Source organism: Nocardia sp. NPDC050413, assembly GCF_040655475.1.
Classification (GTDB): Bacteria; Actinomycetota; Actinomycetes; order Mycobacteriales; family Mycobacteriaceae; genus Nocardia; species Nocardia coubleae.
Window position 1 is genome coordinate 206,028 of sequence record NZ_JBFAJZ010000004.1, and the last position, 25,998, is coordinate 232,025.

The 25,998-nt window shown below is 68.6% G+C and carries 30 protein-coding genes, 1 tRNA gene and 1 pseudogene; 12 read left to right on the top strand and 20 right to left on the bottom strand.

The window, feature by feature from the left end:
- Window positions 1-8 precede the first annotated feature (8 nt).
- Window positions 9-878, top strand: coding sequence for an alpha/beta hydrolase (locus tag AB0I19_RS13285; RefSeq protein ID WP_357148155.1), 870 nt, complete (start codon window positions 9-11; stop codon window positions 876-878).
- A gap of 188 nt (window positions 879-1,066) precedes the next feature.
- Here the strand turns inward: AB0I19_RS13285 and AB0I19_RS13290 are convergent, their stop codons facing one another.
- The 3 genes and pseudogenes from AB0I19_RS13290 to AB0I19_RS13300 all read right to left on the bottom strand — a co-directional run.
- Window positions 1,067-1,510 (bottom strand): hypothetical protein, encoded by a 444-nt coding sequence (locus AB0I19_RS13290; RefSeq protein ID WP_357148619.1) that lies wholly within the window; start codon window positions 1,508-1,510, stop codon window positions 1,067-1,069.
- Entirely contained in the window at window positions 1,507-1,893 is a 387-nt protein-coding gene (locus tag AB0I19_RS13295) for a hypothetical protein (protein ID WP_357148622.1), read from the bottom strand. The genes AB0I19_RS13290 and AB0I19_RS13295 overlap by 4 nt, the downstream gene beginning before the upstream one ends.
- Window positions 1,894-1,966: 73 nt before the next feature.
- Window positions 1,967-2,257, bottom strand: a pseudogene (locus tag AB0I19_RS13300) (NmrA family NAD(P)-binding protein); the annotation flags it as partial.
- A 137-nt stretch (window positions 2,258-2,394) separates the two neighbouring features.
- Here AB0I19_RS13300 and sigJ point away from each other — a divergent pair.
- Window positions 2,395-3,306 (top strand): RNA polymerase sigma factor SigJ, encoded by a 912-nt coding sequence (gene sigJ / locus AB0I19_RS13305; protein WP_357148158.1) that lies wholly within the window; start codon window positions 2,395-2,397, stop codon window positions 3,304-3,306.
- Between the two features lie 69 nt (window positions 3,307-3,375).
- On the opposite strand, the gene AB0I19_RS13310 is transcribed toward sigJ, so the two are convergent.
- The 5 genes from AB0I19_RS13310 to AB0I19_RS13330 all read right to left on the bottom strand — a co-directional run bounded on the left by AB0I19_RS13310 (window position 3,376) and on the right by AB0I19_RS13330 (window position 7,563).
- Window positions 3,376-3,448 (bottom strand) — tRNA-Ala (locus AB0I19_RS13310).
- Between the two features lie 87 nt (window positions 3,449-3,535).
- A complete protein-coding gene (gene glpR, locus AB0I19_RS13315) occupies window positions 3,536-4,531 on the bottom strand; it encodes a gephyrin-like molybdotransferase receptor GlpR (RefSeq protein WP_357148161.1) in 996 nt (331 codons plus the stop codon).
- Between the two features lie 136 nt (window positions 4,532-4,667).
- Window positions 4,668-5,318 carry a GNAT family protein gene (locus tag AB0I19_RS13320; protein WP_067485934.1) on the bottom strand — a complete coding sequence of 217 codons (651 nt, stop codon included), beginning with the start codon at window positions 5,316-5,318 and terminating at the stop codon, window positions 4,668-4,670.
- 12 nt (window positions 5,319-5,330) lie between these two features.
- Entirely contained in the window at window positions 5,331-6,590 is a 1,260-nt protein-coding gene (glp, locus tag AB0I19_RS13325; RefSeq protein ID WP_067485931.1) for a gephyrin-like molybdotransferase Glp, read from the bottom strand.
- 46 nt (window positions 6,591-6,636) lie between these two features.
- A complete protein-coding gene (locus AB0I19_RS13330; RefSeq protein ID WP_067485930.1) occupies window positions 6,637-7,563 on the bottom strand; it encodes a UTP--glucose-1-phosphate uridylyltransferase in 927 nt (308 codons plus the stop codon).
- Window positions 7,564-7,650: 87 nt separating this feature from the next.
- Here AB0I19_RS13330 and AB0I19_RS13335 point away from each other — a divergent pair, with 87 nt between their 5' ends.
- From AB0I19_RS13335 to AB0I19_RS13345, 3 genes are all read left to right on the top strand, one after another.
- Complete coding sequence (locus tag AB0I19_RS13335) at window positions 7,651-8,238, top strand: 5-formyltetrahydrofolate cyclo-ligase (protein WP_357148598.1); 588 nt, start codon at window positions 7,651-7,653, stop codon at window positions 8,236-8,238.
- Window positions 8,239-8,319: 81 nt separating this feature from the next.
- A complete protein-coding gene (locus AB0I19_RS13340) occupies window positions 8,320-8,628 on the top strand; it encodes an FmdB family zinc ribbon protein (protein ID WP_357148164.1) in 309 nt (102 codons plus the stop codon).
- A gap of 86 nt (window positions 8,629-8,714) precedes the next feature.
- Entirely contained in the window at window positions 8,715-9,380 is a 666-nt protein-coding gene (locus tag AB0I19_RS13345) for an SAF domain-containing protein (RefSeq protein WP_357148167.1), read from the top strand.
- A gap of 95 nt (window positions 9,381-9,475) precedes the next feature.
- On the opposite strand, the gene AB0I19_RS13350 is transcribed toward AB0I19_RS13345, so the two are convergent.
- The 9 genes from AB0I19_RS13350 to AB0I19_RS13390 form a co-directional block, all read right to left on the bottom strand.
- Window positions 9,476-10,144 carry an MspA family porin gene (locus AB0I19_RS13350; RefSeq protein ID WP_067641774.1) on the bottom strand — a complete coding sequence of 223 codons (669 nt, stop codon included), beginning with the start codon at window positions 10,142-10,144 and terminating at the stop codon, window positions 9,476-9,478.
- A 62-nt stretch (window positions 10,145-10,206) separates the two neighbouring features.
- Entirely contained in the window at window positions 10,207-10,875 is a 669-nt protein-coding gene (locus AB0I19_RS13355; RefSeq protein WP_357148171.1) for an MspA family porin, read from the bottom strand.
- A 407-nt stretch (window positions 10,876-11,282) separates the two neighbouring features.
- On the bottom strand, window positions 11,283-11,942 hold the full coding sequence (locus AB0I19_RS13360) for an MspA family porin (protein WP_357148174.1): 660 nt from the start codon (window positions 11,940-11,942) through the stop codon (window positions 11,283-11,285).
- Window positions 11,943-12,008: 66 nt separating this feature from the next.
- Complete coding sequence (locus tag AB0I19_RS13365) at window positions 12,009-12,686, bottom strand: MspA family porin (protein WP_357148176.1); 678 nt, start codon at window positions 12,684-12,686, stop codon at window positions 12,009-12,011.
- A gap of 524 nt (window positions 12,687-13,210) precedes the next feature.
- Window positions 13,211-13,402, bottom strand: a complete 192-nt coding sequence (locus AB0I19_RS13370; RefSeq protein ID WP_067485436.1) for a hypothetical protein — start codon at window positions 13,400-13,402, stop codon at window positions 13,211-13,213.
- 4 nt (window positions 13,403-13,406) lie between these two features.
- Window positions 13,407-13,949, bottom strand: coding sequence for a MogA/MoaB family molybdenum cofactor biosynthesis protein (locus tag AB0I19_RS13375; protein ID WP_181696798.1), 543 nt, complete (start codon window positions 13,947-13,949; stop codon window positions 13,407-13,409).
- Window positions 13,949-15,223 (bottom strand): trypsin-like peptidase domain-containing protein, encoded by a 1,275-nt coding sequence (locus AB0I19_RS13380; protein WP_357148179.1) that lies wholly within the window; start codon window positions 15,221-15,223, stop codon window positions 13,949-13,951. Before AB0I19_RS13380 ends, AB0I19_RS13375 begins: the two co-directional genes overlap by 1 nt.
- An 88-nt stretch (window positions 15,224-15,311) precedes the next feature.
- Entirely contained in the window at window positions 15,312-16,769 is a 1,458-nt protein-coding gene (locus tag AB0I19_RS13385) for a HAMP domain-containing sensor histidine kinase (RefSeq protein ID WP_357148182.1), read from the bottom strand.
- A gap of 9 nt (window positions 16,770-16,778) precedes the next feature.
- Complete coding sequence (locus AB0I19_RS13390; protein ID WP_067485428.1) at window positions 16,779-17,465, bottom strand: response regulator transcription factor; 687 nt, start codon at window positions 17,463-17,465, stop codon at window positions 16,779-16,781.
- Between the two features lie 235 nt (window positions 17,466-17,700).
- On the opposite strand from AB0I19_RS13390, the gene AB0I19_RS13395 reads away from it, so the two are divergent.
- The 6 genes from AB0I19_RS13395 (at window position 17,701) to AB0I19_RS13420 (ending at window position 23,783) form a co-directional block, all read left to right on the top strand.
- Entirely contained in the window at window positions 17,701-20,904 is a 3,204-nt protein-coding gene (locus AB0I19_RS13395; RefSeq protein ID WP_357148184.1) for an ATP-binding protein, read from the top strand.
- A complete protein-coding gene (locus tag AB0I19_RS13400; RefSeq protein ID WP_357148187.1) occupies window positions 20,901-21,305 on the top strand; it encodes a roadblock/LC7 domain-containing protein in 405 nt (134 codons plus the stop codon). The genes AB0I19_RS13395 and AB0I19_RS13400 overlap by 4 nt, the downstream gene beginning before the upstream one ends.
- Window positions 21,306-21,311: 6 nt before the next feature.
- Complete coding sequence (locus tag AB0I19_RS13405; protein ID WP_067485423.1) at window positions 21,312-21,683, top strand: DUF742 domain-containing protein; 372 nt, start codon at window positions 21,312-21,314, stop codon at window positions 21,681-21,683.
- The gene (locus AB0I19_RS13410) at window positions 21,664-22,290 is read left to right on the top strand and encodes an ATP/GTP-binding protein (RefSeq protein ID WP_225278646.1); all 627 of its coding nucleotides are present in this window, start codon (window positions 21,664-21,666) and stop codon (window positions 22,288-22,290) included. Before AB0I19_RS13405 ends, AB0I19_RS13410 begins: the two co-directional genes overlap by 20 nt.
- Entirely contained in the window at window positions 22,283-23,062 is a 780-nt protein-coding gene (locus AB0I19_RS13415; protein ID WP_067641782.1) for an MHYT domain-containing protein, read from the top strand. Before AB0I19_RS13410 ends, AB0I19_RS13415 begins: the two co-directional genes overlap by 8 nt.
- Before the next feature lie 496 nt (window positions 23,063-23,558).
- The gene (locus tag AB0I19_RS13420; protein ID WP_067485421.1) at window positions 23,559-23,783 is read left to right on the top strand and encodes a hypothetical protein; all 225 of its coding nucleotides are present in this window, start codon (window positions 23,559-23,561) and stop codon (window positions 23,781-23,783) included.
- A 124-nt stretch (window positions 23,784-23,907) separates the two neighbouring features.
- Here AB0I19_RS13420 and rpmF read toward each other — a convergent pair whose 3' ends face one another.
- Genes rpmF through AB0I19_RS13435 form a run of 3 tightly spaced genes read right to left on the bottom strand, consistent with a single transcriptional unit; the run spans window position 23,908 to window position 25,655 of the window.
- The gene (gene rpmF, locus AB0I19_RS13425) at window positions 23,908-24,084 is read right to left on the bottom strand and encodes a 50S ribosomal protein L32 (protein ID WP_067485420.1); all 177 of its coding nucleotides are present in this window, start codon (window positions 24,082-24,084) and stop codon (window positions 23,908-23,910) included.
- Window positions 24,085-24,087: 3 nt separating this feature from the next.
- The gene (locus tag AB0I19_RS13430; protein WP_225278644.1) at window positions 24,088-24,354 is read right to left on the bottom strand and encodes a type B 50S ribosomal protein L31; all 267 of its coding nucleotides are present in this window, start codon (window positions 24,352-24,354) and stop codon (window positions 24,088-24,090) included.
- Window positions 24,351-25,655 carry a GTP-binding protein gene (locus AB0I19_RS13435; protein WP_357148191.1) on the bottom strand — a complete coding sequence of 435 codons (1,305 nt, stop codon included), beginning with the start codon at window positions 25,653-25,655 and terminating at the stop codon, window positions 24,351-24,353. Before AB0I19_RS13435 ends, AB0I19_RS13430 begins: the two co-directional genes overlap by 4 nt.
- 104 nt (window positions 25,656-25,759) lie before the next feature.
- On the opposite strand from AB0I19_RS13435, the gene rpmB reads away from it, so the two are divergent.
- Window positions 25,760-25,996, top strand: a complete 237-nt coding sequence (gene rpmB / locus AB0I19_RS13440) for a 50S ribosomal protein L28 (protein WP_067485415.1) — start codon at window positions 25,760-25,762, stop codon at window positions 25,994-25,996.
- Window positions 25,997-25,998: the final 2 nt, after the last annotated feature.

Below are 25,998 nucleotides of genomic sequence, written 5' to 3' on the forward strand. Positions count from 1 at the left end.
GAGCAACCATGACTTTCCCCCACTTCGAGACCCACATCGTCGAGGTAGCCGACGGGGTGCGACTCTCGGCGGCCGTCGGCGGATCAGGGAGCCCGATCGTGCTGCTGCACGGTTTCCCACAGACCCGTCTGATGTGGCGGCACGTCGCCGCCGACCTCGCGACCGAACACACCGTCATCTGCCCCGACCTGCGTGGTTACGGCGCGAGCGACAAGCCGCTCGACGACGGCGACACCTACAGCAAGCGCGTCATGGCCGCCGACATCGTGGCGCTGGCCCGCGCTCTCGGCCATGATCGCTTCGCGCTGGTCGGGCACGATCGCGGTGCGCTGGTGGCCTTCCGGGCCGGACTGGATCACCCGGCGGTCATCACCCACCTCGCCTGCTTGGACGTGTTGCCCACCCTCGACATGTGGGATGCGCTGCACGGGACCGCAGGTGCGGTCGGCTTCCACCTGTATCTGATGGCGCAGCCGCCGGGTCTGCCGGAACGGATGATCGCGGCCGCGGCCGACGACTTCTTCGGCTACTTCCTCGACGCCTGGACCCTCGATCCACAGACCCTCCCCGCGGAGGTCCGTGACGCCTACCTGGCCGCGTGCCGGGCAGCGGTCCCGTCCATCGTCGCCGACTACCGCGCCTCGGCCACCGTCGATGTCGACCACGATCGCGCCGACCGAGCAGCGGGCAACACCCTCACCATGCCGGTCACCGTGCTGCAACAGGACTGGGGTGCCGCCCTCGGCTACGACGCCACCGCCCTCTGGAAAGCATGGGCCCCGGACCTGCGGCATCGCACGGTCGAGGCAGGTCACTTCATGGCCGAACAGGATCCAGCGCTGGTTGCCGCCGAGATCCGTGCGCTGCTGACTCGTTGACTCCGAGCGAGGCGCCACCGGACGTTTCGGCGCACCGTGGACTGACGGACCCCGAGTCGAGTCCGCCTGGCCTCGGTGTGGACCGGTGGTAGCCGCCCCGGACGATCGGTGGCCACAGCACTCCGCCGAGGGAACCGAACACAGCCGACCCGTCACGAGCCTGGCCTGAACAGCACCACCGCCGTCGACTAGTCCTCCGCTACTTCTTCCTTCGGGCGGCCGTCCCAGTCTGGCAAGCTGAGCAGGAACAGGATCAGCGAGATCACCGCTCCGACAGCAAGAATCACGAGCAGCAGGTTCGCGTTCACAGCGGAGGTGTGGGCCGTGAGGTGTGCTCGGTAGCGCAGGTGAATCACAAGGTGCGCGACCGACCACACCGCGTACGAGGCCGTTCCGCTGCGCACGGCCGCCGGGCTCGCGACCACCGCCGATGCCGCGAGCGGAACGGCCAGTGCCAGATTCATGGCCCCGTAGTCGAGCAACAGGTGTGGGTTGTACTGCATGCCGAGATTCACCCAGGAGAGCGAAAAGAACCATTCGGGGACGGCGAGGATCACGACTCCCAGGCCGGCGGAGACCAGGGCGAAGAACAGGAGCCCGCCGCGTACCACCCGCTCCCGCGCGCCCGTCACCGCGACACCCGCTCGCGCAGGAAACTCTCGAAGGTGACGGTGCCCCGGGGGTTGTCGGGTACGAGATTCCACCCCTCCGCGTAGCCGCGCGCGATCTTGCCCGGCAGACGAGGCGACAGAATCGGCCGCCGCCGATGCACGACCGAGCGGTGGATCCGTGCCAGTTCGCGCAGGCTGTGGATCCGCGGCCCGCCCAGATCCGGCGCACGGCCCCCAGGTGGGTGGATGGCCAGCTCCGCCAGGTGGTCTGCGACCGTGCCGATATCGACGGGCTGGAATCGGAACCCGTCGGGAGCGAAGGTGACCGGCAACCACCGCTGCACATCGAAGATGGTGGCCAGCAGATCGTGGAACTGGGTGGCCCGCAGGTTCGTCCACGGCAACCCGCTCCCCCCAGATCACCCGTTCCGCCGCGAGTTTGGCGCGGTAGTAGGGCAATGGGATCCGGTCCACACCGACGATCGAGATATTCACCAGATGCGGCGCGCCGCCTGCACGGCTGATCGCAGTGACGAGCTGACGGGCCGCCGCCACATCATCGCGGCCGTAGGTGGTGGCGCAGTGCACGATCACCTCCACACCCTCGACGGCCTCCGCGAGCCCGGCGCCCGTGCGCAGATCCCCGACCGCACGCCCCCTGCCAGGTGTGCGGCTGAGCACTCGAATCTCGCGCTCCCCGTCCGCCAATCGTTCGACCACGGCCCGGCCCAGTTTCCCGGTGCCACCGGTGACCAGCACTGTGTTCATCTCGACCTCACTTCCAGCGGACGGTCCGCGTTCACCGGTTCAGAACCGGGCACGTCTCTGGAATGTGACAGGCCGGCAGAACTGTGACGCACTCGCAAGCCCTGGCGGGCGGCCTGTTTCGCATAATCTCGCAAGCGATGGATTCGCCGGAAACCGCCGACGCCCGCCGAGCGTCGATCTTCGAAGAGCATCGACCGCGCCTGTTCGGGCTGGCCTATCGCCTGCTCGGCTCCGCCGCCGACGCCGACGACGTGGTGCAGAGTGCCTATCTGAGCTGGCACGGCGCCGATTGGGTCGAGACTCCCGGTGCGTGGTTGTCCAAGGTGGTCACGAATCTGTGCCTCAACCAGCTCACGTCCGCGCGGGCGCGCCGCGATTCCTATCCGGGCCCGTGGCTACCCGAGCCCGTCCTCACCGATTCGGGTGTACTCGGTCCGCTGGAGACGGTCGAGCAGCGTGAGTCCGTGTCCATGGCGTTCCTGGTGCTGCTGGAGCGACTCACCCCCACCGAACGCGCCGTCTTCGTGCTGCGCGAGGCATTCGGCCATTCGCATGCCGAGATAGCCGACATTCTCGATATCGACGCCGCGCACTCACGTCAGCTGTACCACCGCGCCGGGGCGCATCTAGCGGGCGAGCGTAAGCGTTTCGATGCCGACGAGTCCCGGCATCGACGGATGGTCACCGAATTCCTGGCCGCCGCCACCACGGGCAACGCCGCACGACTGCACCGCCTGCTGGCCGAGGATGTGGTGGCCTGGACCGACGGCGGCGGCGCGACCGCGGCTCGTCGTCCGATCCTGGGCCGCGAGCGTGTGCTGCGCTATCTGATCGGTGCGGGCCGTCGCCTCGAGGCCTCGCGGATCACCGTCGACACCGCGATGATCAACGGCGAACCGGCCGCGCTCGCCTTCGACGGCGACCGCCTCGCGGCCGTCCTCACGTTCGAGCTCGTGGACTCGCGGATCGTGGCCGTTCGCATGATCGTCGCCGAGGCGAAGCTGGCCTTCGCCGCCGCGGCTCTCGATGGAGCAGTGCCGAATAGCTGAGACTGGCGGAAACGGCAGAAGGGGTGTCGCGGATAAGTCCGCGAGACCCCTTCTGCCGTAGCAATACTGTGGAGCTAAGGGGAATCGAACCCCTGACCTTCTCGATGCGAACGAGACGCGCTACCAACTGCGCTATAGCCCCGTGCGGCTCTGGCGAACCGCGCTGTGACACTGTATCAGGCGGTGCGGCCGGATACCGAATCGGTGTGCTGACCTGCTGTTCTGCCGGTTATTCGCCGACGGCTCGACCGAGGTCGGTGACCCGGTGGCGTAGGGCTCGGGCGGTGGCGGGGTCGAAGGTTTCGAGGTGTTCGAACATCGGGTCCTCGTCGTCGGTGTCGAGCAGGGTGGAGCGGCGGCGCAGGGCGCGGGCGGTGTCGCGGTCCATGGTGCGGCGCGTGGTGGCCGCCTCGGGGGTGGCGGTGGTGGTTTCGCGGGTGCGGCCGCGTGCGAGGCGGGCCATGCGGCGGCGCCGGATCTCCTCCTCGACGTGCACCTGCTTGCGCAGGTACGCCAGGTAGCCGGCGAGTACGGCGGCGGACAGGCCGCAGGCCCACCAGAACATCGAGTTCAGCAGCAGACCGAAGGCCGCGAACAGGATGACGGCGACGATGAGGCCGAGCACCGCGCGCTGGCGGAAGCTGTAGCGGGCGGCGCGGGCGATGGCGTCGGCCTCGGGGTCGTAGCCGCCGCGTCCGCGCCGCGACGGCACGAAGTCCTCGTCGTCGTCGACGGCGGCGGGTTCGGGCAGGTCGTCGAGGCGGGCGGGTGGTGCGGGTGGGATGCGCGCCGAGACCGGCGCCTCCTCCACTACGGCCTCGACCGAATCCGGTTCGGCCGCTGTGTTATCGGCCTCGGTGGCGGTGAGTTCGGCGTCGTTGTCGGGTTCTTCGTCGGGGCCGTGCTGGATGTCGTCGAGTTCTGCTGTGACGGTGGGCTTTTCGTCATCGCCTTCGGTGACGGGCTCATCGGTCGTCATCCGATCCTCCGAATCGGTACGGTGGGGGCGCTTGGTCAGCACACGGGGGCGATAGTCGGGGTCACTCTCGTGTCCGCCCGCCGCCCCGATGCGAATCCGTCGTTCGGCCCCGCCACGGTGCAGCACGCGCGTGGCGAGTGCGGCGTCGGTGGTGCGGCGGATCCGGGGATGCCGGTCCGCGAGGATCGGGAACAGGACGAATACCCACAGAACGACCAGTCCGATCCACAGGATCGAATTAGGCATCGCGGTCATCACCTCCCGTCCCCGCCAACGTGTTGTCCATCCGTGGACGCACTACCGACGTCCGTAGGTTAATTCGGGCACGCGCGCCCGTGTGGCAGGCGCGCCGTGCACACCTGCCACATGAGTAACAGAATTTTCACGGCAGCGCCGCTCGACCCTCCCTGACCAGGCGATCTACGACGGTGCCCATGACCTCTTCGACAGTCAAGCCCACCAGCAGGTGATCACGCCAGGCGCCGTCGACGTCGAGGTAACGACGCAGCAAACCCTCTTCCCGGAACCCGACGTTGCGCAGAACGGCTTGGCTGGCAAGGTTTTCCGGCCGCACTGTGGCTTCCACCCGGTGGAGGCCGACCGGCCCGAAGCAGTGGTCGAGCCCGAGCCCGAGCGCCGCCGTCGCCACCCCTTGGCCGCCCAGATCCTTGGCCACCCAGTACCCGATCCAGGCCGACCGCAGCGCCCCACGCACGATATTGCCGATGGTGAGCTGCCCGCTGAACTGCCCGTCGACCTCGATGACCAGCGGAATCATCGCCCCGCGCCGCGCCTCGGCCTTCAAGCTCGTCCACAGCGACGGCCAGTTGGAGGCATGATTGCGCGCCTCCCAACTGCCGCGGCCGGTCGGTTCCCACGGTTCGAGGTGGTCGCGGTCGCGCAGCCGGATCCGGCTCCAGGCGGCCGCGTCGCGAAAACGCACCGGCCGCAAGGTGACCTGGCCGCCCGCCACGATCACCGGACCGAGACGAGCAGGCCACCCGGGATGCTGACCGGCCCGGAAGACGTTCATGGACTCCACTTCTCAGCCGCGCTGCGCCAGGAACGCGACCCGCACCTCGTCACCGGTGCGGAAATCGGTGTCGTCGGGTTCGACCACGATCAGGCTGTTGGCCTCGGCCAGCGTCGCGAGCAGGTGCGAGGAGCCGCCGTTGCCGTTGCCCAGCGGCTGCACCAGATAGTCACCGGTGGCCTCGTCGCGCAGCAACTGGGCGCGCAGGTAGCCCTTGCGGCCCGGCATCGAGGTGATGGGAGTGATGGTGCGCGCGTTGACGATTCGCCGCATCGGCTGACGCCGCCCGAGTGCGATGCGGATCAGCGGCCGAACCATCACCTCGAACACCACGAGCGCGCTCACCGGGTTCGACGGCAGCAGGAAGGTCGGCACCTCGTCGCGCCCGAGCCGGCCGAAGCCCTGGACGGACCCGGGATGCATGGCCACCCGGTCCACTTCGAGCTCGCCGAGTCCGTCGAGCGCCTCGCGCACCTGCTCCGAGGCCCAGCCGCCGACCGCGCCCGCGATCACCACGACCTCCGAGCGCACCAGCTGACCTTCGACCACATCTCGCAGGCGGCGCGGGTCGGCGCTGACGATGCCCACCCGGTTCACGTCGGCGCCCGCGTCACGTGCGGCGGCGGCCAGTGCGTAGGAGTTCACGTCGTAGACCTGGCCGGGGCCGGGTGTGCGGTCGATATCGATCAGCTCGCCACCGATGGAGATCACCGACAGCCGGGGGCGCGGATGCACCAGCACCTTGTCCTGGCCGACGGCGGCGAGCAGGCCCACCTGGGCCGCGCCGATGATGGTTCCGGCGCGAACCGCCACGTCACCGGGCTGTACGTCGTCGCCCACGCGGCGCACGTAATCGCCGGAGCGGACCGGTTCGAACACCTTGATCCTGGCCCGGCCGCCGTCGGTGAAATCGACCGGGAGCACCGCGTCGGCCAGCGTCGGCATGGGCGCGCCGGTGTCGACGCGCACCGTCTGCCTCGGTTGCAGACGGATCGGCTGACGCGAACCCGCGACCACCTCACCGACCACCGGCAGGGTGAGGTCGATGAGTTCGCCCTCTTCGTCGCGCACCTCGGCACCGGCGGCGCTCACATCGACACTGCGCACCGCGTAACCGTCGATGGCGGCCTGGTCGAAGCCGGGCAGCGGCCGCTCGGTGACCACGTCCTCGGCGCACAGCAAACCCTGGGCCTCGGAAATCGCCACCCGGACCGGCCGGGGCGCGACCGCTGCCGCGGTGACCTTGATCAGCTGATCCTCAACCGAGCGCATCGAGCTCCTGTGTGTATCGGCGACGGCTTCGCCGGTTCCCATCGTTTTACGCGACCGGCGCTTGCGGGTCCCATTCCGGGCTGAGCCGGAACTTCAGCCACTCGCGCAGTTGCGGCCCGTATTCGTCCCGCTCGAGGGCGAAATCGACGGCAGCTCGAAGATAACCGCCCGGGTTGCCCAAATCGTGGCGCGACCCACGATGGACGACCACATGGACCGGGTGATCCTCGGCGATGAGCAGGGCGATGGCGTCGGTGAGCTGCAACTCGCCGCCCGCGCCGGGCTCGATACGGCGCAGGGCGTCGAAGATCGCGCGGTCGAGCAGGTAGCGACCGGCGGCGGCCAGCGTCGACGGCGCGTCGGCCAGGTCGGGCTTCTCGACCATGCCGCGCACCCGGAGCACATCGGCCTCCGCGCCTTCGGCCAGGTCTTCCACGTCGAACACGCCATAGGCGCTGACCTGCGACTTCGGCACATCGATCGCGCACAGCACGGTGCCGCCGCGCTCCCGACGGACCCGGCTCATCGTCTCGAGCACGCCGCACGGCAGCACGAGGTCGTCGGGCAGCAGCACCGCGATCGCGTCCTCGTCGGCGTCGAGGACGGGCTCGGCCTGGGCGACGGCATGACCGAGACCGAGCGGCTCCTCCTGCACCACGGAGGTGACGTCGAGCAGGCCCGGCGCCTTGCGCACCTTCTCGAGCAGCGCGAACTTGCCGCGCTCGGCGAGGGTGCTCTCCAGGACGAGGTCCTCGACGAAGTGGGCGACCACGCCGTCCTTGCCCGGCGAGGTGACGATCACGAGGCGGTCGGCACCGGAATCCGCGGCCTCGGCGGCGACCAGTTCGATGCCGGGCGTGTCGACTACCGGCAGCAGTTCCTTGGGCACCGTTTTGGTCGCAGGCAGAAACCGCGTTCCGAGTCCGGCCGCGGGGACAACCGCAGTGCGGAAACCGGAAGTCTTGTCTGTCATGCGCATACCCTATCCATTCAGCGTGCCGTCCGATCGCCCGTCGCGACGATCCGGCGTCGGCAAGAGCTTAGGGTGGTCGCTGTGGAGATGCCCGGTGAGCGCACGAAATATGCGTGGCGACGTGAGATCCTGGCCACCCGGGCCGCCGTGGGACCCGCCGAACACGCCCGTGAGGCGAGTGCCCTCGCGGCCACCGCGGCCCTGCTGGCCGGGGCCGATGAGGTGGTGTGCGCCTACGTGCCGACGAAGACCGAGCCGGGCGATCTACGCATGCTCGATGCGCTGCGAGAGCGCGGCGCCACAGTGTTGCTGCCCGTCACCGGAGAGCCGGGACCGCTGAGCTGGGCGCGCTACGCGGGCGCCGATTCGCTGCGTCCCGCGCGCTACGGCCTGCTCGAACCGATCACCGAGACGTTGCCGCCACCGGTGGTCGCCGAGGCAGCCACGATCCTCGTCCCGGCGCTCGCGGTCGATCGGCGCGGTGTGCGCCTCGGGCGCGGCGCCGGGTACTACGACCGCACCCTCGGCCTGGCGAGTGCGGGCGCACGGTTGATCGCGGTGGTCCGGGACGTGGAGCTGGTGGTCGAGTTGCCCGAGGAACCGCACGACCATCGGATGGGCTGGGCGTTGACGCCCGAGGCGGGCCTGAGCGAGCTGAGTGATCCCCGCGCGTGAGCGGCGGAATGAAAAGGCGATTGGCGAGGTTGGCAGTGTCGGCGGTAGAGTGCTAGATCGACGAGACTTGCGGAGGATCCTGTGCCAACTTATTCGTACGCGTGCACCGAGTGTGACAACCGCTTCGACATCGTTCAGTCCTTCTCCGAGGATTCACTGACGGAATGCCCGCAGTGCACGGGGAAGCTGCGGAAGCTGTTCAACTCGGTCGGGATTGTGTTCAAGGGCAGCGGTTTCTACCGCACCGACAGCCGTGGTGGCGCGTCCACCGCGAGCGAGCCGGCGAAGTCCTCGGACGGCAACGGCAGCTCCTCGTCGAGCGGGTCGTCCGCGAGCGGGTCGACCTCGAGCGCCGCCGCTCCCGCCGCCGCTCCCGCCGCCGCGAGCTGAGCGAAAAGTTCTCCACACCCCCGAGTTGTCCACAGGCGGGCTTTTCGCCGTTGTCGGTGCTGTCGCCGCGTTCCTAGGCTTCGGGCATGACTCGCAGCCTTGCCGACCTGGGACGTGGCAGCTCCTGGCGCTTCGCCCTCGGTAATCGCCCCGCCTGGGCCGATGCCCTGCTGGCGCGGCGCATCGTTGCCGCCGCGCTCGCCGTTGTCGCCGTCGTCCTGTTCGTGCGCGGCGACCCGGGTGGGGCACGGCAACCGGTGGTGGTCGCCGCCCACGATCTGTCACCCGGACGGGTACTCACCGCCGACGATGTGCGGGTCGATCACCACGAAAGCCGAACTCTGCCCACCGGTTTCGCCGCCGACACCGCTCCCCTGCTCGGTGCGACCCTCACCGGCGCCATGCGCGCGGGTGAGACGTTCACCGATCTGCGGGTGGTCGGCCCTCGCCTGGCCGCGGCTGCGGCGGGCACCGACGACGCCCGCATCGTCCCGATCCGATTGGCCGATTCGGCGGTGGCCGAGGTGCTGCGCGCGGGCGACCGCGTGGATGTGGTCGGCGTCGACGACGTCGGCGGGTCGGGTACCGACGCACCGGCACGCACTCTGGCGAAAGATGCCGCGGTCGTGCTCGTCACCGCGACCGCCGATCGACGAGCGGAGCGGGTGGTACTCGTCGCGCTGGCCACCGAGTACGCGACCGCGGTGGCCGGAGCGTCCTTACGCACGGCGCTCACCGTGGTGTTCCACTGACGCTCCGACAATGAGCGCGATGCCGCCGAACACCGAACCTCGGACCGCGCAAGGGAATTGGGGGCCGCCCGGAAGAGAGCGGCCCCCGACCACGATCAGCCGAGGCTGAAGGGCTGACCCCACAGCGTCACCCAGCTGATGACATTGTCGGTCTCGACCTCCACACTCACGAACGAGCGCGCCTGCGCGTACCCGCCGCAGCCGGACAGGCCGATGGTTTCGTCGGCCCAGGTCACCGAGCCGTTGGAACCCTTGAATTTGTTGTTCTTGGAATGCGATTCGTTGCCGTAGTCGTCGGCCTTCTCGAGATCGAGCACGTAGAACGACTGCGCCTGGCCCGGGCCGAGCGACAGTTCACCACCGGTGCCGATGCCGGCGGAAGGATTGCCCTGGTCATCGACCGCACCCTCGCCCTCTCCGCTCACACCACCACCGGCGATGTTCACCTGGCAGCCGACGGTGTAGCCGGGGTAGATCTTGCCGCCCGACGCGTCACCACCACCGGACACCGACACCTGGGCACTACCCGACACCCACGCGTTGCGGTGCACCGGAGTCGAACCCATCGACGGACTGATGGTTGCCGATTCGCCGACCATCTTGATGTTCACGACGGTGCCGTCCGACAGCGTCTTGGTGATCTCGCCGCCGGGCAGCGGCACGAAGGTGTCGGCATGGGCGGCGCCGACGGAGAACAGCCCGATGGTGCAGGACACGGCGGCAGCCACGCCCGCCGCCCGCGTCATACTCTTGCGATTGATCATCTCAGTAGACCCCTCGAGGGTGAATTCGATCGAGCTGGCAGGATTTTCGGCGGTCGTCCGGCTCAGCCGATGCTGAACGGCATGCCGTAGAGCGTGGTCTTGGAGTAGTGGTCGCCGATGATCTCGACCACCGTGTACGCGCGGGCCTGGGCGTAACCGCCGCAGCCCTGCACCTGGATCTCGGCGTCCTGGTAGTCGATGGCGTAGACGCCGGGCTTGGTGATGTCCTTCGAACTGATCTGCGCGAACGCGACCTCACCCGGGCCCAGGTTGAGCCCGATCGAACCACCGGCGCTGACGCCACCGGTGCTCACGCCACCGGACACACCGGCACCGATCGCGTCGTCGGCGATGCTCACCTGGCAACCGACGATGTAACCGGTATTGAGCTGCGAAGTGCCGTGGGTGGACGAATTATTGGAGCCGGGACGACCGGACGGACCATTCCACGGCCCGGGCTCGCCCTCGGGTGTCTGCTGGACGTCGGCCACGACGCTGCCGCTCACCCAGGCCACCCGGCCCGCGCCGTTGGCGGCGAGCGAGGGCGAGATGGTCGCCTTCTCGCCCACGCGGGTGATGCTCAGACCGGGGCCTGCCTTATGACCGTCGGGCAGCGGCACGAAGGTATCGGCGTCGGCGGCACCGGCCGACAGCAGGCCGATCGACACCGCCACCGCGGCGCCTGCGCTCCAGGCACCGCGACGCACGCGGTTGGTGCGGTTCTCGCTCATTGTTCCCCTCGAGGTGTACGCAAGATCGACCTCGACCGTCGAGGTCGCTATCTGTGATGCGCCCGGACCCGGCTGTACAGACAGCCATGCCGGGAGGTGGATCGAGAAGCCGGCGATCGCCGAACGGCGCGAGCTCAGCCGAACGGCGAACGAAACGCGGATGAATTCGACCGTGAGTACGGTCGATTCGCAACAAACATAATGAGAGCCCTTGGCTATGTCCAGCGAACGCCGAAAGGGCCCGTGCACACGCACGGGCCCTTTCGCTTACCGATCAGCTGATCTCGCACCAACATGGGTAACTCGCCGGGGACGGGCTGACCCCGCCACCATCCTGGTCTGGCCGCCGACGCAAGCCTCCCCGCGCCCAGGTCTGGCCTGAATTCGCGGGGAGGCGGGACAACAGATCAGCCGAGGCTGAAGGGCTGGCCCCACAGGGTGACCCAGCTGATCACATTGTCGGTCTCGACCTCGACGCTCACGAAGGCACGAGCCTGCGCGTAGCCGGCGCAGCCGGACAGGCCGATGGTGGTGTCCGACCAGGTCACCGAGCCACTGCCGTTCTTGAACTTGTTGTTCTTGCTGTGCGATTCGTTGCCGTAGTCGTCGGCCTTCTCGATGTCGAGAACGTAGAACGACTTCGCCTGGCCGGGGCCGAGCGAGAGCTCGCCGCCGGTGCCGATGCCACCGGAGGCGTTGCCTTCCCAGTCGGATTCGACCGAGCCGTCACCGGAGACACCGCCACCGGCGATGTTCACCTGGCAACCGACGGTGTAACCCGGGTAGATCTTGCCGCTGCCACCGTCGGAGACGCTGACCTGGGCGCTACCGGAGACCCACGCGTTGCGGTGGACCGGGGTGGAACCCATCGACGGGCTGATGAGCGCGGACTCGCCGACCAGGCTGATGTCGACGACGGTGCCGTCCGACAGCGTCTTGGTGATGTGGCCGCCCGGCAGCGGCACGAAGGTATCGGCGTTGGCCGCGCCCGTGGAGAACAGGCCGACAGCCACGGTGGCCGCGGCGCCGACGCCCGCCATCCGCGCCATGAACTTACGGTTGATCATAGGATTTGTCCCTCGAGGAGTGAGATCGCCGTAGCGAGAAGAGGATTCGTACAGGCTCGAGCGATGTCAGCCGATGCTGAACGGCGCGCCGTACAGGGTGGTCTTCGAGTAGTGGTCGCCGATGATCTCGACCACGGTGTAGGCCCGGGCCTGCGCGTAGCCGGCGCAGCCCTGGATCTCGATTTCCGCGTCCTGGTAATCGATCGCGTAGACGCCCGCCTTGAGGATGTCCTTCGAGCTGATCTGCACGAACTTGACCTCACCCGGGCCGAGGTTCACGCCGATCGAACCGCCGGCGCTGACGCCACCGGTGCTCACGCCACCGGACACACCGGCGCCGATCGCGTCGTCGGCGATGCTCACCTGGCAACCGACGATGTAGCCGGTGTTCAGCTGGGAGGTGCCGTGGGTGGAGGAGTTGTTGGAGCCGTCGCGGCCACTCGGGCCGTTCCAGGGGCCCGCCTCGCCCTCGGGGGTCGCGGTGACGTCGGCGATGGCCGAGCCCGAGACCCACACGACGCGACCTGCGCCGTTGGCCGCCATCGACGGCGAAATCAGGGCGTGCTCGCCGGTACGGGTGATGGTCACCCCGGGGCCTGCCTTCTGACCGTCCGGCAACGGTACGAAGGTGTCTGCGTTGGCGGCACCGGTCGACAGCAGGCCGATGGCCATGGCGGCCGCGGCAGCGCCGACGCCCGCGGCACGGGCGCCGCGGCGCACACCGGTGGTGCGGTTCTCGCTCATACTTCCCCTCATCAGTGTTCTCTAACAGCCGGTCTCGACTTTCGTGACCGGACGGGTGGACCTCACAGGCCCAGCTCAGTGTGTCGCCCCTTTGTTGCCGTTACGTAACCGACTGTTATTTCGGCGATACGGCCGGGGTCGGCGGAGCTACCCGAGGGTAGGGCTGCACCGGATGTTCAACGCACAGAAGTTGAGTACTGCGGGGACCGATTGTGGTGGGTCTGGATGGCGAACATTAAACGCTGCGTTCTAGTTCCAGCAACCGTAGAGTTCGTAAATTTCACTGTGACACCCGGCACAAGTTCATACATCGCCACATGCTTTGACATGCATAAATGCCCTGAGCTTCGGGTTTGTCAAGTGGGATGAACAGCTCCGCTTCCCGGACCGCAAACCGTCGCTTATACGACAAAGGACCACACATGAAGTGTGGTCCTCGGAAAATGTGGCCGCTTCGCAATGGGTTAATACTGGATTAACCCCGGTTGGCTATCACGTAGCGGGAAAGGCAGATAACGGGGCGGTCACCCGTGGTGCGGCGGTATTTGAGAACGCAGCCACTCGTCGTCATCGGAACCGCGCGAACCGTCGCCGCGCTCGTCAGCGGTGGTTTCGGGCAGCACATCGCCGAAGATCCGCGCGAGCCGGGCCGCCTCGGCGGCCTTGCGCCGCGCGGCCTCGCGCTCCTCGGGCGATGTGCTGTCCGACGCGTTCATCGAATCACTCGTCCAGACCGGAGAGTTCGCCGATCACCCGGCTCGCCAGCGGGCCGAGGGTGGCCATCCCGTCGCGCACCGCCGAGCGGGTGCCCGGCAGGTTCACCACGAGGGTGCTGCCGGAAATGCCGGAGACCCCACGCGACAGACCCGCGTCGAGCGACCCGGCCACGCGGCCCGACGCGCGCAGCGCCTCGGTGATGCCGGGCAGTTCCCGGTCGAGCACCTGGGCGGTGGCCTCGGGGGTGACATCACGCGGCGACATACCCGTACCGCCGACCGAGATCACCAGGTCCACACCGCCGATGACGGCGGTGTTGAGCGCGTTGCGGATCTCGACCTCGTCGGCCTGCACGGTCACCGAGGCGTCGACCAGGAAGCCCGCTTCGTTGAGCAATTCGGTGACGAGCGGGCCGAGCGAGTCGACGCCGCCGTGCGCCGTCCGGTCGTCGACGACCACTACAAGTGCCCGCCCTGCCACGGGAGCATCGATGTCCATGGTCATCACCGTAGCGCCTACGCACGACAGTGCCGCGTTCGATCGCATCATCGGCCGCTCTCCGCCGCGGCGGCCGTGAGCGTGACGTCCACGGTCTCGGCGTTTCCGCCCTGTTCGTCGGTGTAGGTGATCTTCACGGTGTCTCCTGGCTGGCGGGAACGGACGGCGGCGATCAGCGCGTCGCCGGAATCGATGGGCCGGTCGTCGAGGCGGGTGATGATCGCGCCCGCGGGGATGCCCGCCTTGGCGGCGGGCCCGTCCGGGGTCGCCTCGAGCACCCGGGCGGCCGTGTCGAGCGGACGCAGTTTGATCCCGATCTGGGCGTAGGTGGCCTTACCGGTCTTGATGAGTTCGTCGGCCACGCGGCGCGCCTGGTCGACCGGGATGGCGAAGCCGAGGCCGATGGATCCGCTCTGCGCGCCCGTCATCTCACCGCCGAGACTGGCGATGGCGGTGTTGATGCCGATGAGCTTGCCCTGGCCGTCGACGAGGGCGCCGCCGGAGTTGCCCGGGTTGATCGCGGCGTCGGTCTGGATCGCGTCGATGACCGGGTTCACCTGGCTCGGTGTGCCCTCACCGCTGGTCGAGACGGGCCGGTTGAGCGCCGAGACGATGCCCGTGGTGACGGTGCCTGCCAGGCCGAGCGGCGAACCGATCGCGATCACCGGCTGGCCGACCGCGAGTCCGTCGGAGGTGCCCAGTTCGATCGGGGTGAGGCCGGTCTTGTCGGCCTTGATGACAGCCAGGTCGGACACCGGGTCGGCGCCGATCATGGTGGCGGGCGCGGTGCTGCCGTCGCTGAACACCACCTCCATCTTCGCCCCCGATCCGGCACCCGCGGCGACGTGGTTGTTGGTCAGGATCAGCCCGTCCGAGGACAGCACGACCCCCGATCCCTCACCGGAGGCGCGGGTGCCCGCGACCTTGATCATCACCACGCTGGGCAGCACCCGCTGCGCCACCGCCTGGGTCGACCCGGCGGGCGCGTTGGCGGCGTTGTTCACCTCGGGTCGTGGCGCCTCCAGCGCGTTGGTCACCGGCGCCGGATCGGAGTCGGCGGCGAGCACGCCGACCACACCGCCGACGCCGCCGCTCACCAGCGCCAGCGCGGTGGCTCCCGCGATCAACCCGAGCCGCAACGGCTTTCGCGGGGCCGCGGGCGGGGCGGTGTAGGGCTGCTGGGGGTACGGCTGGGGTCCGTAGCCGTGCTGCGCGGGCCCATACGGGTGGCTACCCGGCACGGTGGCGGGGTGATCCGCCTGTCCCGGGCCGTGGCCGCCGAGGGGGTGGTCGGCGGGCCGCTGCTGGGGATCGTCGTTCATGGTCACCTTCTCTCACGCTTGCCGACAAGCTTGGCGACGGCTACTGAGAAGCGCCTGAGACCGGCCCGTCAGTTGCCCGAGACTCGGTTCACGACGCCTCGTCCGGTTCCACTGCCACGGGCGCCGCCTCACCGGGCAGGACGATGCGGACCAGGGCGCCGCCCCGATCGGAGGTGTCGATGGCGATGGTTCCGCCGTGCTTGGTCACCACCTGTTTCACGATCGCGAGGCCGAGCCCGGAACCGGGCATCGACCTGGACGCGGTGGTCCGGTAGAAGCGTTCGAACACCAGCTCGCGTTCGCCCGGCGGAATGCCGGGACCCGCGTCGGCGACGGCGAGTTCCAGCAGTCCCGGGCCCGCGGGGCGCATGGTGATCCGCACGACCGCGTCGGGCGGGCTCCACTTGGCCGCGTTGTCGAGCACATTGAGCACCGCGCGTTCCAAGCCTGCCTCGTGGCCGTAGACGAACCACGGGCGCAGGTCGGCGACGAAGGTGATGCCCGCGCGACGCCGCCGCGCGCGTTCCAGCGCCCGCTCGGCCACTTCGCCGAGATCCACCCGCTCGTAGACGGTTTCCGGGGCGTCCTCGCGGGCCAGGTCGACGAGGTCGCCGACGAGCGTCGACAGCTCCTCGATCTGGGCGACCACGTCGGCTCGCAGCTCGACCATGTCCTCGTCGGGCACCCGTGGCGCACCCGGCCTGCTGGAGGCGATGAGCAGTTCCATATTGGTGCGCAGCGAGGTGAGCGGGGTGCGCAGCTCGTGTCCGGCGTCGGCGACCAGACGGCGCTGCCGGTCACGGGACTCGGCCAGGGCGCGCAGCATGGTGTTGAAACTCTCGGTGAGCCTGGCCAATTCGTCGTCGCCGGTGACCGGGATGGGGGTGAGGTCGTCGGTGCGCGCGACCCGCTCGGTCGCGGCGGTCAGGCGCGCGATCGGGCGAAGACCGGTGCGGCCGACGGCGGTACCGGCCGCGGCGGCGAGCACTACACCGCAGGCGCCGACGACGAACAGCAGCCACGCCAGCCGGTCGAGCACCTCGCGGGTGCGGTAGAGCTTCTGGGAGATGATGAGCGTGGCGCCGCTGTGCGTGCGCGCCGCAAGGACGCGCTGGTCACCGACGGTGCGCAGCGAGGAGTTGAGCTTGCCGTCGGCCACCGCCAGCTCCTGAGCGCCGACCGGCGGAATCGTCTGCTGCGGCGGCATATACGGCTTGTGATCGGCATAGATCAGCGCGACGCCGACCTCGTTGGAGTACAACCCGGCGAGCACGATCGACTGGAACCCGATCGACTCGAAATTGTTGTTGATCATGGTCGCCGCACGCGCCTCGAGCTGGGCGTCGACATCGGCGTAGAGGGCGCGCGCGACCATCGCGTAGGCCGCGATCGAGGTGACGGCCACCGCGATCAGCACCACCGAGGCGGCAAGCAGGGTGACCCGCCAGCGCAGCGACACCGAGCGCGTGAGCGGCATCGGTGGGCGCATCTCGCCGGGGTCGAGCGGTCGGCCGAGGCCGGCGACCACCGGTTCCTTGTGAGCCATGCCCGCGGCCTAGGGAGGGGTCTCGCGCAGCACGTACCCGACGCCGCGCACGGTGTGGATCAAGCGTTCCTCGCCGTCGGCCTCGGTTTTGCGCCGCAAATAGCCGATGTAGACCTCGAGCGCGTTGCCGGAGGTGGGAAAGTCGTAACCCCACACCTCTTCCAGGATCCGCCCCCGGGTGAGCACCCGGCGGGGATTGGCCATCAACATCTCCAGCAGCGAGAACTCGGTACGAGTCAAGCTGATCGAACGTTCGCCGCGCGAAACTTCGCGAGTCACCGGGTCCAGCGACAGATCAGCGAACACCATCGCTTCGGATGCTTCGCCGAGATCGGGTGCCCGCCTGCGCAGCAAAGCGCGTAAACGCGCGAGCAATTCCTCCAGCGCGAAAGGCTTCGGCAAATAATCGTCGGCACCCGCATCGAGCCCGGCCACGCGTTCGGAGACCGAATCGCGCGCGGTCAAAACGAGAATCGGCAGATCATCGCCGGTACTGCGCAGCCGGCGGCACACTTCCAGGCCGTCCAGACGGGGCATCATCACATCCAGAACGAGCGCATCGGGCCTGGCTGTTGTGACTTTCTCCAAAGCGTCCATGCCGTCGACGGCCAGGTCGACGGTGTAGCCGTTGAAGCTCAGTGATCGGCGCAGTGATTCCCGCACCGCACGATCGTCGTCGACAACCAGAATGCGCATGTGCTCAGTTTGCCGTCAGCGACTGAGAACGTACTGAGAGGGTGGCGGTGGTCGGCGTTGCGTCAGCACATATTCGGCGATTTCGGGCCGTCCTGCCCGGATTGCCGTTGACCACCCGGCACGGTATCTTTCCTGCGATAAAAGAAGACCTTCAGTTGGTTCTGCGCTCGCATCGGTCCGCGACCTCCCCCGCGCGGGCCGGGGTCACACGTGGAAGCAGAGGCAACGCACGCGGATGGAACCTGCATCGCGCTCCTGGCAATTCAGCCTGTCGAACTGGTCGGTAACGCGCAAGGTCGGTGTGGTTCTCGTGCTGCCGGTGATGCTCGCGACCACGTTCGCCGTGCTGCGCATCAATGCCGAACTCGAGACCATGACCCAACTCGGTGCGGCGACCGAACAGGCCGCCGTCATCCGGCCCGTCGTCAAATTCGCCACCGCCACCGAACAACTCGCCGTTGCCGCGACCGCCAACTGGGGTGCGATCGCCGACCCACAGACCGACGCCGCGCTCACCACCTACGACCAAGCCCTCGCCGAGGTACAGAGCGCGCTGCGCATGGCGAGCATCGATCGGGCCGTCGCCGACGAACTCACCGCCGCGACCACCACCGGCGCCACGCTGCGCAATACGGTGCGCAGCGGTTCGCCCGCGATGGTCGGCGAACAGACCGACGAGATCGGCGAACGCATCGGCAACGCCCTCGCCAAGACCCCGGTGGTCGAGGACTACGTCGTGCAGCGCTACTTCCTGCAGCTCACCGCGCTGCACCAGGCGCGGCGGGTGCTCACCCGGGAACGCACGCTCGTCGTGTCGCCCGACGCGGGAACGAGCCAGAGCGCTCGCGCGCGAATGCTGGTCGAGCTCGGTTCCGAGCAGACCATGATCAAGACCTACGCGATGATCCTGCCCGGCAACGCGGGCAGCATGGCCTCGCTGCTCGACGCGGTCCAGACCAGGATCAGCGTGTTCAGCCAGAACAACGGCGACCCGACGACCAACGCGGCGGTGCTCAACACCCTGCAGGTCAGCGCCGACACCTACGCGGCGACCATCTCCGGTCTGCTCGACGAGATCGACAAGACCCTCGACCTCAACACCTCGAACGCCCAGACCGCCGCGCTGCGTGAGGCCACCCTGGTGCTCGGCATGCTGCTCTCCGGTCTGGCGCTGGCGCTCGCGGTGGCGCGCACGCTGGTCGTGCCGGTGCGCAGGCTGCGCCGCGACGCGCTCGAGGTGGCGCACGTGAAGCTGCCCGACGAACTCGCCGTGGTGCGCAGCGGCGGCGCGACCCCCGAGATCGCGCCGGTTGGTGTGCACTCCACCGACGAGATCGGTCAGCTCGCCCGCGCCGTCGACGAGATGCACGAGCAGGCCCTCAACCTGGCCGCCGACCAGGCGCGGCTGCGCCTGCAGATCGGCAACATGTTCGAGACGCTGTCGCGGCGCAGCCAGTCGCTGGTCGAGCAGCAGCTCGCGCTCATCGAGGAACTCGAGCACGACGAGGACAACCCCTCGCGCCTGCAGACCCTGTTCCGCCTCGACCACCTCGCCACCCGCATGCGCCGCAACGGCGACAACCTGCTCGTGCTCGCCGGTACGGCGCTGCGCCGCGGTCATCTGCCGCCGGTCCCCCTGTCGGACATGCTCTGGAGTGCGGTGTCGCAGGTGGAGGACTACCAGCGCGTCGAGATCGGGAATGTGCCCGACGGCGTGGTCGCCGGTGAGTCGGCCGTCGACATCGAGCACCTGCTCGCCGAGCTCATCGACAACGCGCTGCGCTACTCGCCGCCGAGCACCTCGGTGGCGGTGATCGTGGGCCGGGCCGTCGACGGTGGGTACCTGATCGAGATCACCGACCGCGGCCTCGGCATGTCGGCCGATGATCTGCGCACCACCAACGAACGCCTCGCCTCCGGTGGCGAGGTGACCATCGAAACCGCCCGCCGGATGGGTCTTTTCGTGGTCGGCAGGCTCGCCAAGCGGCACACCATCACCGTGAGCCTGCGCCGCACCAACGGTTCGGCACCGCAACCGGGCATCACCGCGAGCGTGCATCTGCCCAGTGCGCTCGTCGCTCCCCCGCCGCCCTCGTCGGGTCCGGCCACCGGGCCCAATCCGCTGGTGTCGACCGGACCGAATCCGCTTGTCCCGTCGGCGCTCACGGCCGCCGACATCACCGGACCCAATCCGGTCATGCCGGTCGGCGCACCGAATCCGCTGAATCCGGTGGCGAACCCGCTGGTGCCGCCGCAGTACGGTTCGACCACCGGCGCCTACGACGCGAGCGAATACCGTGCGCCGCTCACCAAGGCAGGTTTGCCGCAACGGGTTACGTCGGCAGCGCCGGAATCGGAGCCGATCGAGGAGACGCCGAGCGGGCTGTGGGCCGAACACCCGGTCGAGGACCTACCCGAGCCGAAGGCCGAGTCCACCGGGCTTCCCCAGCGCACCCCGTCGGCGTCCTGGCAGGTTCCACCGCCTGTCCGGCCGACCACGGGTCCGCCGACGGCCGCCTGGCCCCTACCGACCCGCAACCGCTCCGACGAAGCGCCGCAGCACGATTCGAACGGGCGTCCGGCGCAGGGCCCGGCCGCTCCCGTTCGCCTGCAACCGCTCGGCGGCGCTCGCACCGATGCGGTCGACCCGCGCTCGCTCGACAGCGGTCCGGCCTCGCCCGACCCGCGGCCTTCCGAGGGTCGCCGCGACCCGGCCGACGCGACACCGTCGGCCCTCCCACAACGGTCGAGCGGCAGCCGCGCCGACACCGACGACGCGACACAGCGATCCCACCCGGGACCACTCGACGATCGCCGCGATCCGGCGCCCTCGGCCGATCTCCACCGGTTCGACGGCAGCGGCTCGAACTCCGGCACGGACACGGCCCGGTCGGCCGGCCTCCATTCGCTCGACGGCAGTGGCTCGGACGACGACCGCTCCGAGGAGAACCCGTCCGCCGTCGTGCAACCGGTCGACGAGCAGCCCGCGCGCCTCCAGCCACTCGACGAAGCACCACCCGAGTCCACCGAGCCCGTCGAGGACACCGCTGCGGACCCCGTGCCCACCTCCTCGACCAGGTTGCAGCCGGTCAACGGTGAGGCGCCGACACCGATCTATCAGCGCATGGTTTCCGAGTGGCTCGTCGAACCTTCCACAGCCGCAAGCGAATCCGCGTCGAACGGGGCATCATGGAGCTCCCCCGGCGACGCGGGATGGACGGCGGCGGCCAGTGCGGACAAGCCACCGACCTCCGCACGCACCTCCGGTGGACTGCCGATCCGTAAACCGGGCGCACAGCTGGTGCCCGGCGGACTGGCACCGGCCGAGGAAGCGGGCGCCCGCGATCCCGAGGAGATCCGCAACAACTTGACCCGACATCTCAGCGGCGTCCGCAGTGGCCGTGCCGAGATCCAGTACAACGACGGAGGCCTCGAATGAGCAACGCGCACCCCACAGACGAGAATCTGAACTGGCTGGTCGCCCGCTTCACCCGGGACGTGCCCGGCGTCTCGCACGCGGTGCTGGTCTCGGCCGACGGGTTGCTGCAGGCGACCAGCCCGCATCTACCCGCGGACCGCGCCGAACAACTCGCGGCGGTGACCGCGGGCCTGGCGAGCCTGTCCGCCGGTGCGGCGCAACTGTTCGACGGCGGCAAGGTGATGCAGTCGATCGTCGAGATGCAGCGCGGCTACCTGCTGGTGATGAGCGTCGGAAATGGTTCGCACCTGGCGGTTCTGGCCAACAAGAGCCATGACATCGGCCGTATCGGCTACGAGATGGCACTGCTCGTCGACCGGGTGGGCTCGGCGGTCACCGCCACCGCCCGCTCCGCCGGCTGAGGTGAGATGTCGAGCCCGTACGGATCCGAAATCCGGCCGACCACACGTGTCAGGCCCTACGCCCTGACCGCAGGCCGCACCGAACCCGCGATCGCGCTGCCGCTGGAGGCGGTCGTGGAGACGGTTTCCTATACCGCACACCTGGAATGGCCCGCAGGCGATCTACGAAGTGAGATAGTGCGCCTGGCCACACATCGCCTCTCGGTCGCCGAGATCGCGGCATACCTGTCACGCCCACTGGGTATGGTCCGGGTGATGATCGGCGATCTCGTTGTGGGCGGGATACTTCGAGTGCACTCGACGCTGACCGAGCAGGCGAGCTACGACGAACGCCGATCACTGATGGAGAGGACTTTGCGTGGACTCCGTGGCCTCTGAGGGCGCACCGCGCCAGCAGGCACCCGAGCAACGGGTCGCCTCGACGAAGATCGTGGTGGCGGGCGGTTTCGGCGCCGGGAAGACGACCTTCGTCGGCTCGGTGTCGGAGATCGTTCCGCTGCGCACCGAAGCGATGGTGACCCATTTCTCCGACGGCATCGACGATCTCGCCGAGACGCCGGAGAAGGAGACCACCACCGTCGCGATGGACTTCGGCCGCATCGTGCTGCCGGGCAACCTGGTGCTCTACCTGTTCGGCACGCCCGGCCAGAAGCGGTTCTGGTTCATGTGGGACGACCTGATCCGCGGCGCCATCGGCGCGGTGGTGCTGATCGACACCCGCAGGCTGGAAGACAGCTTCGCCGCCGTCGATTTCTTCGAGGCGCGCGGGCTGCCGTTCCTGATCGCGGTGAACCGTTTCCCGAACGCCCCGCGTTTCCCGATCGCCGAACTGCGCGAAGCGCTGTCGGTGCGCGAGGGCATCCCGATCGTCGACATCGACGCCCGCAACGCCGTCGAGGTGCGTCAGGCGCTGGCGGCGGTGACCGAATACGCCATCGCCCAGCTCGAGCCGCAGCAATTCGAGGGAGCTGGCAGGCGTGGTTGATCTGCTCGCGACCGGCGCGGAGGTGTTCGGTCGCGGTACGGGCGTGGCGTGGCTGGCTTTCGATCTGTCGGCCGTCGGCGCGGTCGTGGCGTTCGCGTGTGTGCGTCATGCCAAGTACTCGGTGCGGTTCCGCATCGTGTGGCTCACGATGGCCGCCGTCTCGCTCGGTGGCGTCGGCCTGTGGCTGGCGAATTCGGTCGCGCTGCTCGGCATTCATGTCGAGGGCAGCGCGGTGCGCTACAACCTGGCCCTCGGCACGGCCTCGGCCGCCATCGCGGTGATCGCCGTGTTCGCCGGATTCCTGATCGGCGGGCGCAGGCTGGATCTGCCTCGCCTGGTGATCGGCGGGCTGACGATGGGGCTGGGTGTCGGTCTGTCGACGTATCTCACCCTGGACGCGCTCGCGGTGCAGGGCACCGTGAAGGAGTCGCTCGGCCTCATCGGGCTCGTGCTGCTGATGTCGATGGCGCTGTGCACGGGCGTGCTGTGGGCCGGTCAGACGGTGCGGTTGATCGCCCTGCGCGTGGTGCTGTCACTGCTGTTCGCCGTCGGGGTCGCGGCGCTGTACTACACGGCGGTCGGCGCGCTGGAATTCGACGTGAACTCCGGCGCTCGCATGCCCGACGGGCTGCAGCTGTTCGACCTGGTGTTCCCGATGTTCGTGCTCGGTTCGCTCGGCCTCACGGTGCCCATCACGGCGATCCTGGTGGCGCCCGATCGGCGCGAGGCCATCGAGGCCGCCGAGAAGGCCGAAACCGTCGGTGCGCGATAACTGGCTAACGTCCGGTTTGCCGGAATCTTTACCGTCTTCCGCCCCGCTGCCCGAATGCGGCCCCGCGGTGGTGGATTCGGGCGAAAACCGCCCCTGAAGTGGCGATGAGCGGGTTCTCCTTGGTAGGAGAACCCGCCCTCCCGCACGAGAGTACATACCCGTGCAGGACTCCGCATCAGTGATTCAGGAATTTTCCTGTGCCGAAAAACAAACCCCGAGTTGGTATCTGGGCGTTCAGCAATCGTTCGGCAAGCTTTCCCGGGCGGCAAGTCCACGTGGCATGCGTCACAGCGGTAACCGGGCGATTGCCCCCACCTTCTGGACAAGCCTTTGACCAGGCATTACAAGCGCCCAGTAAGCCCCCTGGACACCAGGCTTCCCAGCTCACACGGCAGACGGTGCGTTAGGCCCACATCCTGGCCTCGCGCGGGTTATCGTCCCCGCAGGGCGCTTTCGTCTCGCCCGGCACATCCAAGGTTCGTTCGAAGGAGTTCGCATGGCCGTCAACGTGGTGCTCGACAAAGTTCTCGACAAGGAATACGAGAACAAGACGCTGAAGGAAATTCTGTCCGCGCCGCCGTCGGCCCTCGCCGGGCTGGCCGCAGGTGTCGATCAGCAGCTGCTCGACGCGCTGAAGATCAAGACCATCGCCGACCTCGGCACCAACAAGTACATCAAGCTCGCCGTCGCACTGGTCGCCCTCGCCGAGCAAGAAGGCTGAGAAGTAACCGGCTGACATGGCAACGGCCTGTCGGGGTTCACACCCCGGCAGGCCGTTGCATTTTGTCCGATACCCCGCTTCGGGTTGTCCCCTCCGAACCGGCTCTCGAACACCTCACAGAAGGTCAGGAGATCCGCGCGGGATCGATCAGGCCCTTCCGTACGGCACCAACGATACGACGTGGCACCCGATATTCGACACCCGCCACGGTCACCGGGACGAGTTGTGGCGCCTCGGCCTTCCACTGCGAACGCCTGCTCCTGGTGTTCGAGCGCGACATCCTGCGCTTGGGAACCGCCATGCCTCAGCCCTCCTTGCCCGGGCGCGAACGCTTGCCGTAGCGGCGCTCGAACTTCTCCACCCGGCCCTGGGTGTCGAGATTGCGCGCGGTGCCGGTCCAGAACGGGTGCGAATCCGAGGTCACGTCGACGGTGAGCAGTGGGTAGGTGTTCCCGTCCTCCCAGTCGACGGTCCGGTCGCTGGTGGCCGTGGACCGGGTCAGGAACTTCTTGCCGGTGTTCGCGTCCTCGAACACGACCGGGTGGTAGTCGGGGTGGATGCCCGCTTTCATGCCGTTTCTCCTCTCGGGTTGGTGCGCTCGCTCGCCGTGGCCGGGGCCTCGGCGGGGTCGGCGCACGGGTCTTCGTGCCATTCGCCGAAGGGGTCCTCCCACAACGCGACCCGCTCGGGGGCGCGATCGACGAGCAACAGTTCGTCGTCCTCCACCAGCGCCCAGTGCAGGGCGTGCCGGATCTCGGCGGGGTCGGCGTCGTGGGCGAGGATCACCAGCGACACATCGCGGTCGCCGAATCGGTCGTCCCAGCCGAGCGCCGCCATCGCGCGCCGCGCCGGATCGACCTCGGCCTGCTCCTCGGGCGTCATCGCGGCCAGCCACTTGCCCGCCCCACCGACGCGCAGCCCACCGCCCGCCGACTCGAGCCACACCACCTGGTCGGGCTGGGTGGCCAGCCAGATCCGGCCGCGTGCCGTGACCACACCGTCGAAGAGCACATCGAGGGCGTCGTGCAGCCGGGCCGGATGGAACGGTCTACGGGCGGCGAACTCGATGATCGATACTCCGCAGTCGGTGCTCAGCGGCGGCTGACCGCGCAGCAACGGTGCGTGGGCGTCGAAGATACGGCCGCGCCGGGCATCGTCGGGCACGCGGGTGAGCAGCGCGCCCACCTCCACGGCGTCGAAGCCGGACAGGTCGGGAAGCCAGGCAGTCGGTGCGCCGGGCGCCAGCCGGGTGAGCACCGCGTCGAGGCGTTCGCGGTCGAGGGGTTCCACACCGTCGGCGAGCACCACGAGCGCGTCGGCGAAGTCGACCTGGCCGACGGCCACCTGGGCGACGGTTCGTTCGTCGTCGGCCGAGGCGAGACCACGGTCGGCCAGCGCCTCGTCACCCGTGGCATCGGCGAGCCACTGGTTGCCGTCGACGCAGGTCAGCACGGCCTCGATGCGCACATTCCGGCCGGCGGGGCCGTCGACCCGGTCGGCCACACCGGTCACCTCGACGGTCTCGATCGCGTGGCACAGTGCCTCGGCCTCGATGGCCGGGTCGAGGGCCAGCACGATGCGCCGCACCGGCTCGCGGGCGGCGAGGGTGCACAGCATCGGCAGCAGATCGGCGCGCAGCGTGCACGACACGCAGCCGTGGGCCAGTTCGAGCACCGTGGTTGTCACGTTGCCCGCGGTGCGCACCGTGCGCCGGACCACGCCCTCGCGCAGTTCGGCGAGGTCGTGGTGCACGACGACCGTGCCCGCGTCCTCGCTCAGCACCGCCGCGATGTGCTCGACGCCGGTCATGGCGGGTCCGGCGAAACCGGCCAGCAGCACCACGGGTGTTCTCCGGTCGGACTGGTCAAGCACCCGGTACCCCTTTCGATAACGATTTTCATTTACTTCAGGGGCAACGGTACAGTGCGGAATAAGCATTGTCGAAAATGGTTGTCATAACCGTGGAGGGAGGTCGCATGTCGGCCCACTGCCAGGTCACCGGACGCAAGCCCGGCTTCGGAAAAGCCGTCTCGCATTCGCACCGGCGTACGAACCGCCGCTGGAACCCCAACATCCAGCGCAAGACCTACTACCTGCCCAGCGAGGGCCGCCGCGTCACGCTGACGGTCTCCGCCAAGGGCATCAAGACCATCGACCGCGACGGGATCGAGGCCGTAGTGGCCCGCATCCGCGCTCGCGGCGACAAGATCTAGGA